The 14708-nt window shown below is 47.2% G+C and carries 12 protein-coding genes; all 12 read left to right on the top strand.

Annotated features, from left to right (window positions below):
* Window positions 1–127: 127 nt before the first annotated feature.
* The 12 genes from HP570_RS20040 (at window position 128) to HP570_RS19985 (ending at window position 14637) form a co-directional block, all read left to right on the top strand.
* Window positions 128–559, top strand: a complete 432-nt coding sequence (locus HP570_RS20040; RefSeq protein ID WP_173626882.1) for a hypothetical protein — start codon at window positions 128–130, stop codon at window positions 557–559.
* Between the two features lie 104 nt (window positions 560–663).
* Window positions 664–1515: a hypothetical protein gene (locus HP570_RS20035; RefSeq protein ID WP_173626881.1), complete on the top strand. Its 852-nt coding sequence runs from the start codon at window positions 664–666 to the stop codon at window positions 1513–1515.
* A 169-nt stretch (window positions 1516–1684) separates the two neighbouring features.
* Window positions 1685–2089, top strand: coding sequence for a hypothetical protein (locus HP570_RS20030; RefSeq protein WP_173626880.1), 405 nt, complete (start codon window positions 1685–1687; stop codon window positions 2087–2089).
* 98 nt (window positions 2090–2187) lie between these two features.
* Entirely contained in the window at window positions 2188–2418 is a 231-nt protein-coding gene (locus HP570_RS20025) for a hypothetical protein (RefSeq protein ID WP_233220658.1), read from the top strand.
* Between the two features lie 59 nt (window positions 2419–2477).
* Window positions 2478–5732, top strand: coding sequence for a hypothetical protein (locus tag HP570_RS20020; RefSeq protein WP_173626879.1), 3255 nt, complete (start codon window positions 2478–2480; stop codon window positions 5730–5732).
* A 12-nt stretch (window positions 5733–5744) separates the two neighbouring features.
* Window positions 5745–6356, top strand: coding sequence for an S-layer homology domain-containing protein (locus tag HP570_RS20015; protein ID WP_173626878.1), 612 nt, complete (start codon window positions 5745–5747; stop codon window positions 6354–6356).
* A gap of 48 nt (window positions 6357–6404) precedes the next feature.
* Window positions 6405–7820 (top strand): hypothetical protein, encoded by a 1416-nt coding sequence (locus tag HP570_RS20010; RefSeq protein WP_173626877.1) that lies wholly within the window; start codon window positions 6405–6407, stop codon window positions 7818–7820.
* An 11-nt stretch (window positions 7821–7831) separates the two neighbouring features.
* Entirely contained in the window at window positions 7832–10867 is a 3036-nt protein-coding gene (locus tag HP570_RS20005; RefSeq protein WP_173626876.1) for a M23 family metallopeptidase, read from the top strand.
* Complete coding sequence (locus HP570_RS20000) at window positions 10867–11286, top strand: hypothetical protein (protein ID WP_064201880.1); 420 nt, start codon at window positions 10867–10869, stop codon at window positions 11284–11286. The genes HP570_RS20005 and HP570_RS20000 overlap by 1 nt, the downstream gene beginning before the upstream one ends.
* Before the next feature lie 6 nt (window positions 11287–11292).
* Window positions 11293–11712, top strand: coding sequence for a hypothetical protein (locus tag HP570_RS19995; RefSeq protein ID WP_012684382.1), 420 nt, complete (start codon window positions 11293–11295; stop codon window positions 11710–11712).
* A 13-nt stretch (window positions 11713–11725) separates the two neighbouring features.
* The gene (locus HP570_RS19990) at window positions 11726–13534 is read left to right on the top strand and encodes a hypothetical protein (protein WP_173626875.1); all 1809 of its coding nucleotides are present in this window, start codon (window positions 11726–11728) and stop codon (window positions 13532–13534) included.
* 14 nt (window positions 13535–13548) lie between these two features.
* Window positions 13549–14637, top strand: a complete 1089-nt coding sequence (locus HP570_RS19985; protein ID WP_173626874.1) for a hypothetical protein — start codon at window positions 13549–13551, stop codon at window positions 14635–14637.
* Window positions 14638–14708 lie beyond the last annotated feature (71 nt).

The raw sequence follows: 14708 nt of genomic DNA, 5'->3' as shown, positions 1-14708 counted from the left end.
ACCTCCTGGCTTCTATACGACCAATTATGTATTCCAAGGGAGACTTCTTCCCCTTCTGTCTAACCTATGAACGTAGAAGGAGCAAATATTGTTCCAAAATTCCCTAGTAAAAGGGGGTGAATCATTCATGGTTGTCGACCTCTACCACCATCTCTATGAACTACTTTCTACGGATAGTCAGTTACTCGCATTACTCGGAATTGCTCCAGAAGACAAGGACTCCCTATCCAAGCAGATTATCAAGCGCAGAAAGCTGGCTCCGCTATCTGATGTTGCGAAGCCGCTCCTTTCCTTCTACGCAACCTCCGGAAAGCGCGACACCGGTAATCCGCTCCTTCTCACCAGCTTTTTCCGATTAGATGTGATCACGCCTGGCAATATCGAGCTAGCGCATCAAATCGCGAACCACCTTTTCCATCTCTTAGACGGCAAAAGCTTATCGATGAATGGGATAGAAGGTTTGGACATGTATGTTGTCTCGCAGCAGGAATCCGATACGGGTCATTCCTCTGCGTACTGCTTCACACTAGTCACGAAGTTTACTTTGCAAGTTTGTTAGACATTTCAAAACCCCGTCTATCCTATGACAAGCTGATCGCGATTCCCTTTTCACACGATTCAGCAACAGCACACAAATCCCCTATCTAGAAGGAGTGACTTTCATTGTCTAAAAAAATGATTATCAAAGGTGTCGGTCAATTTCTTGCCAAACGCGCTTCCAAGGATGGAAATGGCGTCGAAGTCATTACGCTTGGTAATATGCAGGACCTGAAAATTGACATGAATGTTGAAATGGAGGATATCTTTGGCGGCGATGGACTCTTCGCCATTGACACTCTCGTCAAATCGAAAAGCATTGAGATTACCGCAACGGATGCCAAATTTGATTTGGCGGCTCTCGAGCTGATGATGGGCTCCAAGCTGCAAGAGCAAAAGAGCGACTATGTATATGTACTGGGTGAGCAAAAAGCAGTCACTGCTGGTAGCCTGAATCGCACCGCATCCACAGGTGACGCTGGTGTATGTGAAGTCGAGTTTGGCGAAAAGCTCTTCAACGGTGGCGGATTTGCTGTTCGTCTAAAAAATAGTAATCGCCTTTTGAAACAAGTGAAGTTGAGCACGTCTGCTGCGCCACAAGCTGATGAGTTCATGGTGGATACTTTCAATGACGGCAGCGATACCAAAACTCGTCTCATCTTCTCTCCTGCCCTGCTCAATGAAGATGTGGTCTTCAACTATCAGCGAATCGAAACCGTAGACGTGGTCGACATTTTGATGGATGAAGTGCCATTCCCGGTTCATGTCGTCCATCACGGCTCCTTCCTGCAAAAGGATGGAACCTATGCAGGCATTGAAACAGAGCTGTTCTCCTGCATGGCAAAAGGCAGCTTCTCGATCGATGCGGCACGCTCCACAGCCAGCACTTCCGCTATTTCCTTGTCCGTTATTGATCCAGAGCGAGCAGATGGCAAGCTAGGCAGTGTGAAACGCTTCGTGTCTAACAAAAAAGTGTAACTCTTTCGAGGGTAATCAGGCTGAGTGGAGAGCTCCGTGCTCTTCGCTCTTGCCTTGTATTTTTTCAAAGGGAATAACTTACAACGAATCATAGCGAACGACAACGCATTTTAGCAAGTAGATATATTTAACAAATACAATCTAGCATTGTTCTAGGAGGGATTCTTCCGTGCTAAACCAACAAGAAGATTTGGAAAAAAAACACGCAGAGATGATGAACCAGGAAGCTGTAGAGCGGATCAAAAAACAGCAGGAGGCTGATCTGGTAGAGGCTATTTTCTTTGAAGATGATAGTGAAATCAGGCTGCGTGACGGCAAAACCTACCGGATTCCGCCTGTGACCTTAAAAGACGCCCGCATCCTGATGAAAAAGCTAGGAACCGTTCATATCGACGCGATTATCCTTAATTTTCTCCCGTACGAAAACAAGGAAGAAGACTTGTTCGATATCCTGCTTCTGGGCTTTCGCAACTACCCTACGGTTACTCGTGAGTACTTGGATGAACATTGTGATTTGGAGACGGCCAAAAAGCTTATTAACATTCTCATTGGTCTAAACGGCTTAAAAAAGTAGAGAGTGGCGAGGGTGACAGTTCCGCCATTCGCGATACGGAATCTGGTGAGCCACTTGATTGGGGCGATCTATTTTTTCATCTCCACAAGGACTGTGGTTTGAAGAAATGGGATATTTGGGAGTACACCCTTCCCCAAGTAGCAGAATTAATGAAAAGAGTGAACAAATACATTCAATTTGAGGTAGAGACACGCATGGGTTTTCCTTTTTTGAGAAGAAAGGGTACGAATTCTGCTGCCAGTTCTCCCCATGCATCTAGTTCGCAAGACTATCAGGAAATTTCCGAAGACGATATTGCCGTACTTGGCAAAGTGTTAGGTGGTCTATAACCCGTTTCTGTCTATTCTAAGACCAGAACGGGATTTTTCTTTTGAGGAAGGTGATATTCATGGAAACTCAACGTTTGACCGATGCCCTCCGCTCTATAACGAATGCTGCACGGAGTTCTGTAGAGCAGTCGGCATCCCCATTTCGAGCCGAGCAAGCTATCCCATTTTTTCAAGCAATGAATCAGCAACTGTATGAATTACGCCAGATGATACGCGACATCGAGTCGAAGCCACTCAGCTTTTCCCGTAAGTACGAGTCTCAGCCAGTTTCCCAGGCTGCTCCTGCTTCCCGGCTGTCGGTAAGTACAGGAGCCATTTCCCCGTTCCGGTTTGCTACTGTCCCTAATGCTCCCGTTAAAAGAACGGAAAAGTCCTACGGCAAAAGAAGCACCCTTTACCCAAAAGCATGGGAAGAGGCTGCCGTAGATGTGTTGCAAAACATGATGAGCAACGGCCTTCATACGCTTATCGCCTCGATGGATAGCGAAAATTGGGAGTCAGCGAAATCTTTGAACCGCCTGATAAAAAGAGCAGAGCGCAATTTTTTGTTCAAGGATACAAACATGATGGATTTGGCTCAGGCACGCGTTTCAGGACGCACGACGAATCAAAAACAAGTGGAAGAAGAAGCATATGGCTTGCGCGAATACTTGCGATCAGGAGTCAAACAAGACCTGCGGGATATCGCGCTAACACATGCCGTCAACCTTGAAGAAGTAACTAGAGCCTACTATACGTCTTCTCGCCGATCAAATGATCCGCATGTAACGGTAGCCAATATTCGGGAGAAGGCAGCCATGTTACCAAATGACCCTCTTGCTCCCCAAACCCGGATGCAAACCATCTGGCAGGCAGCCTCCCTTGAAGCATTCGATATTTTTAAAAATCAGCCCCGTAGCTTTCCCGCGCTTTTGTTGCACCTGCTTCAGCGCATGAGGGAAAGTCAGAGCCAATTATCGCTCGCTGTTCGTCTGTTGAAAAATACTGCGGATCAATACGGAGGAAAAGCCGCCTACGTCAAAGCCCGGCGCAATCTTCATGAAGGAAGTGAGCACCGAAGAAAAGAGCGTGTTACCGCACTGCTTGGTCAATCCTCTTCTCCCTTTACACAAGAAGCGCTGGAGATCCAGTCCTGGCAATTGCAAAATCTGTCTTCCTATCAGGCAGCCCGCACTCGATTGATTCGGAACAGGCTCGAACAGAAAAAGGTCCAAGAGCTGTATCCGCACAATGACAGATTGTTAAAAGCACTGATTGCAGAAGAGAAAAAGCTGCTGAAACAGTTGCATCTGCTCTGGCTGAAGATGCGCGATGTAGAGCGTCAGGCACATTTGCTCGCCAGCCGAATTCATTTGACCCAGCGGGCATTCGGTGGTTTGCAAAACACGATTACCACCTTGATTCCTGCCGTCACCTCGCTGGACGAGAGACTGCGTGCTCTCTCTGATACGTCCGTTGCTACTGATGAGCAAATCAAGAACATGACCAGTGACTTAAAGCAGCAGGAAAAACAGCTCCAGAAAACACGGGAAGCCTTGAGGGAATTGACAGAAGCACTGTCCACGGCTGTACCCAAACCTCCGAGTGCCGCAGCGGGTCCTCAGGCTGCTCCCTCAGCTCCCGCCGCCAGCAGTTCATCCTCTACCGCAAGCAAACTCCCCCCAGTTGCTGCTGCTCTCCTTTTTGAGGAGTTCTCAGGTGATCTCAAGACGAAGATACAGGAAAAGCTCAAAAAGAAGGAGGACAAGAAAGAATCGGACGATACGGAGGACGATACGGATGAGTCAAGCTCCACGCAGGATACCCCACCGAGAGGGAGCGCAGACAGAAATCCACCCCCTCCCCCTCCCCCACCCAATCCAAACGAACCACTATGGAAAAAAGGATTAAAAAAAGCCGGGACATTGTTAAAAGGTTTTGCCCTCGCACGCGTTGCCATGACAGCGGCAGAATTTTTGGATGGCTTAAACACAGATTGGGTGCAACCTATGTTTATGTCCGATACCCAGCGGCAAAGCAGAGTGTTGGAAAATCAAAAAGGCCTCGTGGACAAAATCACGAGTATCGACAAAATGCCTCCTGGTTTAAAGCATCTTTTTTTTGTAGATACCGCCATGACAGGTATTTCAGATAGTTTGATCAACTTACTGGGTGGCACTACTCCTTCATTTAGCGATTACTATACCGCTTACGAAGCTGCTTACAAATATGATGGAAAAGACCTCGCAAATGAGTTAAATAATACCTTCCAATTAAAGGAGAAGGAAGCTGACCTCGCACTCGAAAAACTCAAAGCAGAATATAAAAAAGACGATGAAAAAGAAAAGTACTCTCGGTTTATTGATATTAATGGAGACGGCTCCAAGCTGAACGATACCGCCGTTCCTTCGTGGGATGAAGTCAAATCACTTGACCTTGGCAAGGAAGTAGTTGGTTATCACCTGGAAAAACTCGACTATAATGACAAAATTCTTACAGCCAATTACGAATTAGAAAAGAGCAAACTTTTGTCTGAGGGCAAAACAGAAGATTCCCAAGAAATGCAAGACTTATTTGCAAGGTACCAAGATGGTAAAAGAGCAAATAACAGAACAGCTCGGTTTTTTCTGGAAGGCCTCATAAAGAATATTCCTGACAATAGCGACGCCAAACAAGTAGGACAATTTACACTTACGGGCTTAGACGCTTCTTATGAACAAATTAACCTCGATAAAATCAACCATACCGCCGGCACCAAAATTAAATCTGCGATGAGCAAAGTGAGCTCTGACCTGGAAAATAAAGAGCATCAGTATTACATTGACCGAAAGGAAGCAGTCTTAGCTGGTCACAGTTCCAATTCTGAATTCATGAAGAATCTCGAGGAAAAATATTTACGCAGTACGATTGAGTCGTTAGATGCAGGGAATTCTGACATGGATCGTCTTTTGGCTGAGTACCAAAACAACGAAACATATAAGAAAAGCATCGAGGACTTTAAAAAAGGTCTCGAGAAAGCCAAATACGACAATCTCGTATCTCTGCACATGTCCAAGCAGCCCACCAAAGGAACCTTCAACATGCCCGACGGCTTGCAGCCACTGACCTACTGGGGCATGCAAACGGCCAATGGAACACATAGCACCTACGACTTTACCTATGGCGGCGACAGCAATGTGAACATTACCATCTCCAATATGAGCGGAACGGAGGCTGACCTCCAACGCCTCGGCTCGACCGTCAGCGAAGCCGTTCGTAATACACAAGCAAGCCTTTCCACCGAATTAAGCCAACAAGTCCGCTCTGGAATCGCCACGAGCTACACGAGATTGTAAGGAGGTACAGAAATGACCCAACAATACGCCTTTGGCACTGCCAATCAGCGCTACAAAAAAAAGCTGTTCCTTGATACTGGCTTTGATTTCATGGAAGTAAACGCCCGACTCATCGAGCCGTATTCTCCGCCAAGCCCCCAGCCTTCCTTGCGCGAAATCAAAATCATTAACGCTCCCTCGCACATCCACCACTCCGGTTTTAGCAGCTACCAATGTTCATTGACCTTGCTTTTTCCAGACAAGGAATCGTATAACGATTACTTGAGCTACGCAGGCTGGACCCACAAGTTTTACGATGAAAAGGGAAGCATTTTTCTCGGAAGCGCAGAATCTATTACCCCCCAAGTCCTTGAGGCAGGACGGCGCTACAGCGTAACCGTCGATCTGATCCTCATCAAAAAAGACTCAATTGAGCGTGAATCACGCTTTCAGTTTCAAGATATTGAAGGGCATTGGGCACAAAAAAACATTGAGGAAATGGCCGATCTCGGGCTCATCACAGTCATTACCCGAGACGGGAAGCCTGTCATTTACTTCCGTCCCAATGATTTCGTGACGCGCGCCGAGTTTATTGCTTTTTTGAATCGGACAAGGCGGCTGGTAGAACGGATGATTCGGGAATAGCTGAGGCTATTCCGGGTTTCTGTCTACTCTATATAGGAGGTGATGAAAATGATCAGCTGGGCTGATGTGAATGAAAAAGACTGGTTTTTTAATGAAGTAATGGAGGCCAGCAATTATTTGATGGCTGACGGAGAACCGTTCATTCAAGGAATTGCTTATGGCTCCTTTGAAAGCAATGCTCCTTACTTGCATGAGGAGTACAAGGGCTCCACCGGACAAAAAGTTTTTACGCTCGCAGCCAAATTGACACCGGGTGCAGACAACCCCCTCTTTGTCTATATTGACGGCACGCAAACCCTTTTCAAAGAAATTCGGCCGAATCAAACAGACCCGAACAAAACGGACGTCGAGCTGTATTACGCACCATCTGCCAACTCAGTTGTCGCTTTTACCAGCTTCGGCAAGCCTGCCTTGGACCGTTTTGGCAAACCGATTCCCCCCAACTCCTCTTCCTTTGCTTACCCGAACAAACGCCTCGATAACGGAGACACGTATTTCTACAATCCGTTTAGCCGCCAATTCAACGAGTATTTGTACGCATATGGTCGCTCCTTGAAGCGAATGGATGTGCCAGAAGAGGAATGGAAATCGACACCTGCCCAAGACCTCGCCAAAAAATATATCGGACTCAAGCAAGACGTCTACATGGTCAGTCCTGCTCCGGGTGCAACGATTTATCTCCCCTACAATCTAAACGGCGTACAGGTGCGCTTCATCTACAACAGCTACGAAAACGGCGCTCTGTTTATGCGAGGCGGGTATTTCTCAGTGAAAAGCCCTGGCGTTTGGAGAAATGACCGCTTCTTTCCCAATGCCTACATCAATCGGGCAGAGGCTTTTCTGCTCATTGACCGGCTTCGACGTTCTTTTTACCAACGCTTTACGGATTCACAACCTCCCACTCAACGGTTGGATGAATCCCATACGGCATACGAGGGGCAACGTGTTTTTCGTCTGAACGGTACCTATCCTGCGGGTAAAAAGCTGCTTGCCGTCAAAGTGGATGAAAAAGTGGTGAACAGTTCCGACTATCAAGAATTTGATGATCATACGGTACTGTTCAACATGCCGCTTGAGGCGGGCAAAAACGTTCATTTCTTCTATGTCAAAGAGACGAGCACCCGCTTTGAAGATGTCGGGCGCGAAAAGTATATGTACAACAGCAACACCGGGGAAAAAATCGCGCTAAACGGCGGGATGACAGGCAGCAAGCCTTCATGGTGGGCACCATCCGTCCTTTCTATGGAAGACGAGCGATTTGGCAACGGTGATTACCTGGTCGAAGGGATTGCGATCAACAATTTCGCCGATGGAGCCGCTGTCGTTAACCATATGTACGAAGTATCGTCATCCAACGCGGAAGAGAAAGAAAAATGGTTTATGCCTTACTCGCTGCTCACCCGGGCACAGGCCGTCTCTTTTTTGAATCGCTTTCGAAAATGGTCCCTGGAACGGTTTAAATAGGAGGTGCTTTCATGCAAACGATGTCCAATGAGCTGCGCAGAATTCTCTCCGAAAGACTTAAACTGGGAGAATTATCGAAGCCCGCGTGCCGCGTCGAGATAGATCGACTCATCTTCGTGCCGGGCCGTACCGAAGAACTCGATTTCATTATGAGTGATCGGCGGGAAGAGAAAACATTGACCCGCACCATCATTCAAGATAGTTCAAAAGAGGGCGGAACTGCTCTATCCAAGATTTCTTTTGTCTTTCCTGTCGAGGGCAAAAGCATCCGGGATATTACAGCCTATATGGGCGACAACCGCAACCACAAAGGGATTGATATCGCTTGTCCGGTCGGTACGCCCATCAAAGCTGCCTGGGCTGGCAAGGTAAAAAAAGTGAGTGTGTCTGATAAATATAGAAGCTACGGTTTTCTTGTAGAAATTCAGCATGAAGATGGCATGTGGACCCGCTACGCCCATATGAGCGAAATCCACGTCAAAGCAGGGGATTATGTTACACAGGGCACCACAATCGGAAAAAGTGGCAATACAGGCGATGTCCGCTCTGCTGGAGTTAAGACCATGGGCACTTATGACGATCCCAATTCCCCCCGCTCCAAAGGAAGAGGCGCTCATCTGCACTTTGAAGTCTGGAACGGACAAGCCGTCATTGATCCTTTTCCTTATATGAATGGCTCGAAGCATCTGTTCGCTGCCTCCTCCAATAACGGCGCAGGAGTCACAACCGATGCCACCTATGTTGGAACGCCAGGAGCAACTCTTTTTGACGAACGCTTTACCAATAATACGTGGCACACAAAATCTGTCTACAAAGTAGACGAGCTGGCCAAAAAGCTATCCATGATCGAGAGAAGCTCGACGGAGCATAGCAACCTCACCTTTACTTTTGATCCCAAAATGTACAAGACTCTCTTCCCCTCCCCTACCGTTACGACAGGTATGAATCTCAAGCTGACCTCCGTTCACCCCGGCATTTTCAGCATGGGGTTCTCCACCAACTTCGGTGAAGGTGCCGGCGAGCTGCGCGTTTTTTTCAATGGAAAAATGCAAATCAAGGTCAACAAATTCTCTGGGACAGAAAACGTAGAGATTCGTGATATCCCCTTTCCCAATGGCGAAATGGAAATCCGTTTCGAGCTATTTTGGAATGGAAAACAAGTCAATCGCTTTTCCCTCCAGTACATTCAGATCAAGGAATTGCAAGGGCGCCCCGATCTGTACGGGAACAAAGACAAAGTCGATCCGACGATACAGCAGGAGTTTTTTGAGGAACGGGAAATTACGAGCACCTTCATGCCTGATCAGCCGCGAAAAGTATCGCTCCAGGTCGGAAAGTTCGTCTATATGGACACCCTAACTCTGGACAATATTAACCACATCGAAATGGACGACCAGTTTGAAATGGATTCACGTGAGGCACGGATCACGATTTCAAACCCGGGCGGCTACTACAGCCCGGACTATAATCCGTTTTACTTTCCCGAAACCTACAAGGAAACCCCTTGGTCTTATTTTGTGAATGGATTCCATGTTGGTGTTCTCTCCGAAAATACTCCTGTCCGGATCTACATGGGTTATGGTCTGAATTTGATGCGGGTGTTTACTGGTCTGATCGACAAGCTCGATTTGAATGGCGAGGAATCGACCATGACCATTTACTGCCGCGATATGTACAAGAAAATTTTGAACAAGGTCATTACCGAGGACAAGCAATATCCCTCAGATGTCGGACATTCTGCTGCACATGATACCAATGTTTTTTCCTCGATGACTCGTCGGGACAAAATCATCTCGATGGCTAAAAAGCAGGCCAAGCAGCAGGGCCCAGAGCTCGATTATAAATTTCTGCTAGCCATCGCCGAGCATGAGACAAAAATGGGGACGCTCGGGAAAGGGCTGCCCCCAGGAGACTTCATTCTCGGATATGGATGCTATACCGGTGAAAAATGCGATCCGCAATACCAAGGAATCGAACGACAGCTCTATCGCGGAGCCGTTCGCTATCGGGAAGCCATGGCGAGCAAAGGCTGGCGCTTCCAATCTGTCGACGACGTCAAATATTTTTGGCAAGGAGGAGATAAGGGGGCTTACCAATGGGCAAGCGATACGAATTGGTATAACAGTGTGTGGCAAATCTATCAAAAATTCCGTTCCAGCACGGAGTTTGATCAAATCCCCGAGTGGGAGGGTACTGCACCTGTCCCAACCGAACCAACCGCTAAAGCCGCCTATCTCAAATCTGCCATCGTACAAGACTTGATCGCCCATGCAGGAATGTATAGTTGGCGCAGCAATCCGCAAGACATTTACTACCCCTATGCCATTGTACAAGAGACAAGCTATACCCACGCGACGCAAGCGACAGGCAAGGTTTTCAAGGCTGTACCCGATAAAGAAGGCGAATTCGTAGAAGTCGATGCCGAATCCATTTTGACCCCAAAAGGTTGGAAAAATCCTTTTATTGAGCCGCCCGGACGCAAATTCGAATCGTATCAATACAAAGTGGGAGAAGCCATCGCGGAAATCATGAAAGATACAGAATTCCGTTCCTATTGTGACCGTTACGGTACGTATCGCTTGGAAGAGATTGATATGAATCGACCGATTGTAGCTACTTATACGGAGCACGACAATTTGATCACGATTCATAAGACGATCGACTTTTCCCGTGGCAGGAGCCATCTAGTCATTTTGGACGAAGAAAATAAGGCTGGTCATTTCGTAGATACCGAGATTTTGATGGAGCTAAAAGGCGAAGTCCGCACAGGCGTGAGGCACGTTCCTTCTGCGAAGACAGACGAATTGAAGCGACTGGCCGCGCGACGAACATTTTTTGATATAAAACGCTTGTGCCGTACGCTGCAAATTTCCATCCCCGGTAACCCTGCCTTGGATGTCCTCGATCGTATTTACATTATCGACTCCAATACAACCACTCGCGAAGCGTATACCATCAAAGGAATCCGCTCGATGTTCGATGCGCAGAACGGCTATATGCAAATCCTCGATTTATTTTGGAGCAACAACGAGGGGGCGATTGTGTAATGGCCGGGATTGCGAATGATTATTTGATTTATCCAATCCTCGATCTGATCCGCGATGAAGTCCACCGTACCAAGACAGTAACAGCAGACCCGTTCGTCGAGGAACCCTCCGTACGTCTAATCCGGGAGCATCCCCTCGATCCGGAAAAGGTCACGGGTGCAAAGCTATTCTACGAGTCTGGCTATATGCTGGATATTTCCCTCACATTTGGCTCTACAGACACGACCACCTTCCCGCTTGAGGTCGATCAGCTCCATCCAGACTGGGAGTACTATTCTCTATGGCGATTAACCTCGGTTACCGCTGCGGGCTACGCACCTGACGGAAAAACGGTAGGATCTTATCTGATCCGTCTACTCTATGATACGAGGGGCCTCTTAACTGGCACCGATGTCCTTCGTATAGAGAAAGAGAGGTGAGTACAAGTGGGCTTCTCCGTTGTTTATTCGGGCGGGGGCGTGATCGACAAGGTACGAGAGCTCCCCTACCCGCACTTTTCCAAATTTACTGAGCCCTTCATTCGCGGACGCATGATTGATGTCACTGCGTCCAAGCAAGTCTTTTCCGATACCTATGCCCTTCCCTACCCGACAGAATTTTTATCCGTGGCGTTTGCCACCAATAATTACTGCGTCGGCGATTACTGGGAGCTGAGTCTGGACGGCGTGAAGGTCTGTGAAACGATTTATACCAAAGAGCTACCGGAGTCCGTCTCGATGGGTAACAGCTTTGGGATCGTCTATCCGCTAAAGCCAAATGCGCAGATCCGCTTTGACTTCCACAACATTTCAGGTACGGAAAAGAAAGTTTGGTACAATGTGAAATTTTTACGCAAGAAACTGTAAAGGAGGCGTATGGATGCCTAGTAAACAAGTAGCTTGGATCGAGGGCGAGGTTACAGCCGATTTGCTCATCAACAAGCTGGCTGATGAAATCGTCAATGCCAAAATCCCCGATACGAAGAACCGCTGGGAAAAGGTGTTCGAAGTCAATGAAGATAAGTGGGTCACGTATACGAAGACGACTGTTGCGAATACGCCAGGAACGTACAAGCATACGGACGGGAAGACTTATCCGGTTTATAAGTTACCAGATTTGCGGGAGTTGACTGCTAATGATGGTGTTCGACTCGTCGATGCAGACGGATATGTCTATGAAACGATTAATTACAACAATACAAAATCAGGTAAAAAAATTCAGGTCATGCAGTTTACCTACAAGGATGATACAGGAAAAAATAATACCCTCTCTATTCCTGGGCTCTTAGTAATTAATGTAGATGATCCTGATCCTACCAATATAGTTGGCAAGAAATGCCTCGCCCTTCAACAGGGAAAGTATGAATTAGATGGTCAAACCTTTACAGCTGGAAATGAATGGGACGAATATCAAGTGATCACACAAGTTCCATCTGACTGGAATGATGTTTTGGCAAAAGGAAAGTGGACTGCTTACTATACATCTGGCGGTACCTGGACTAATATCATTCCCCCTTTCTACAAATTCGGAATGGTCAAATACATTGCCAACCCCGTCCATCACTACGACCGAACTGTCGTCCTAAAAGCCGTTCCTGACATTCCTTCCGGCCAAGCCCCTAACGACTATTTTGTTATGCTAAAACATCCTATTAATCAATACAACTACTTGGATGTGTCCTACGGAAAAGGCTTCAAAGGCAAAAACCCAGTTGGCAAATCTGCCGATACCTACCTGCTAGCCTGCGATAATAGCACCGTCATCCCCGGCAAAGTCCCGGTCGTCCTCGATCAAAAACAAGCCGAACTTCAATACAACAAATGGAACAATCCTGATGATACCGACAAATACACTCCACCTCAGGAAGCATGGGCACTCGATTACGATGACAAAGTGGAAATCAAAAGCCCTTCCTCCCACTTTTTCTACGGCGCCGACTCTGTCGTCTCCTGGGTACCAAACAAGAAGCGTCGCCCAGACTATTGGGTGGAATACAACCTATCCGTCAGTAATGATCGTGTAGCAATCGTAATTGAAGGCGACCCTTCGCCTGATATGGATGCTTACTACAGCAGCTTTGCTTATATCGGAAAAACGATTCCTTTTGCTGACTATGACCACAAAGGCAATTTTGGCATCACAGTCGGCATGGGTGATTTGACAAAAGAAAAATCAAGCTTCCTTCCTGCCGACATCAAGCAGGACACCAATCCTAACTATTCGGGCTGGGGACGCTATACCTCCAATGGTATGTACTCCTTCTCCATGCTGCAAACCCGAAGCTCCGTCTACTTCCAGGCGTACTACCCTGCCTTCATTACCCAGCTCCCCAAATACGATGGAGTGGGCACGCTCCCTCCTGAGCTCTCCAAAATGGTACTCGAAGCAAACGGCTTCCAAAGCTCGAAATGGACGAAGAAATATCATGCATCGCCGATCTATCTGGTACACCAGTTCGAAGGCTATCGTGGCTACCTCGATAGTGTCGTAGCAATCGAGGACCATAATCTGATCAACAAGGACGAGCTCGTCGTCGATACAGAGGAACCAAAAGATCCGAAGAACCCTGCTGCCGGAACTTGGACAGAGGTATACAAGTTCTTCCGAATTAATACCCCTGTTAATTTCTTCAAGTACTCCCCTAACCCTACCGATTGCACCATCGCCATCTTAAAAGAAGTATATTAAAGGAGGATTTTCACATGGCCAATTTTAAATACATTGAAAAAATCACCACTTCTAAAGAACTCCTGGATACGATTAAATCTGAAATCGAACAGCTTACGAACTATACCTTTAACCCAGCTGCCGGAGAGACACAAGAAAAATCAACCTGGACAGTTATGACAGATCTCACCAAAAAAGATTCCGGTTCTGGCAAAACCTCCGAGCTTGTCCTAAAGGGCATCTCCAAAATTAACACTGAGACCAAAGAGTTTTATGTTAAATTCGTCAATCCAGGCTTCACCAACCCGAAGGAACACAGCTCTTTGACGGTTCAAGTATTGACAGACTACAATGCCACAGCCAAAACCTTCGCAACAGAAGGACATCCGGTTAATTTCGAATGGGCTGACGAGAAATTCGTCGTGAATGGCAAACCGACAGATCGTACGATTGATAAACCTGTCTACCTGTACATGAACGTGATGAACAACCGCCTTTCTCTGGTTGCCGTTGGCGATCCGGCTGTTCACTTTGAAGATTATCGCAAGAGCTTCCTCTATGTCGGCGCGCTTAAGCCGTTCAAGTACAACATGGATGATGTGGTTGGAAACATCATGCTGACGGCTGGAGCTGTCGCTACTGAGCCTACTGCTCCAATCGCCCCACACGATTATGGTCAATACACCTCTTTTGGCAACAACACCTTGCAAATGCTGGCGACAAAATCAGGCATTCGCTTCCAAAAACACTACCCTGCCTTCATTACCCAAGCTCCACAGCCGGGCAAAGCATATTCCGATAGCAAGCTCGGCGATACCGGTCTTCTTCTAGAGCCTCAAGGCTTTAACGCATCTGCTTGGACACGTCGTTACCATTTGAGCCCGATTTATGTCGTACACGGATATGATGGATACCGCGGCAGCTTGGATGCATGCATTGCTGTTTCGAAAAACAACATTCTCCACTTGGATGAATTGATCATTGATGTCGATCCAAGCGACACGACCAAGAAACACAAGCAGGAAGTGTACCGCTATTTCGACCATAATACCGAACAGAATTTCATGAACTACTCCGCTAACGTAAAAATGGGGGTCGCTTTCCTGAAGGAAGTTCGCTACTAAAAGAAGTCCCTCTAAAACCGTATAGCTAGCAAAAGGGGGAAAACTAGAACGCATCTCTGGTGTTCCCCCTT

The organism is Brevibacillus sp. RS1.1 (assembly GCF_013284365.1).
In the GTDB taxonomy this organism is placed as follows: Bacteria; Bacillota; Bacilli; order Brevibacillales; family Brevibacillaceae; genus Brevibacillus; species Brevibacillus brevis_D.
Note: the sequence above shows the minus strand (reverse complement) of the source record. Positions and strands in the feature narration are given on the sequence as shown.

Coding starts and splice junctions, on each gene's coding strand:
- HP570_RS20040 (WP_173626882.1), top strand. CDS start 128: ATGGTTGTCGACCTCTACCACCATCTCTATGAACTACTTTCTACGGAT.
- HP570_RS20020 (WP_173626879.1), top strand. CDS start 2,478: ATGGAAACTCAACGTTTGACCGATGCCCTCCGCTCTATAACGAATGCT.
- HP570_RS20015 (WP_173626878.1), top strand. CDS start 5,745: ATGACCCAACAATACGCCTTTGGCACTGCCAATCAGCGCTACAAAAAA.
- HP570_RS20010 (WP_173626877.1), top strand. CDS start 6,405: ATGATCAGCTGGGCTGATGTGAATGAAAAAGACTGGTTTTTTAATGAA.
- HP570_RS20005 (WP_173626876.1), top strand. CDS start 7,832: ATGCAAACGATGTCCAATGAGCTGCGCAGAATTCTCTCCGAAAGACTT.
- HP570_RS20000 (WP_064201880.1), top strand. CDS start 10,867: ATGGCCGGGATTGCGAATGATTATTTGATTTATCCAATCCTCGATCTG.
- HP570_RS19990 (WP_173626875.1), top strand. CDS start 11,726: ATGCCTAGTAAACAAGTAGCTTGGATCGAGGGCGAGGTTACAGCCGAT.
- HP570_RS19985 (WP_173626874.1), top strand. CDS start 13,549: ATGGCCAATTTTAAATACATTGAAAAAATCACCACTTCTAAAGAACTC.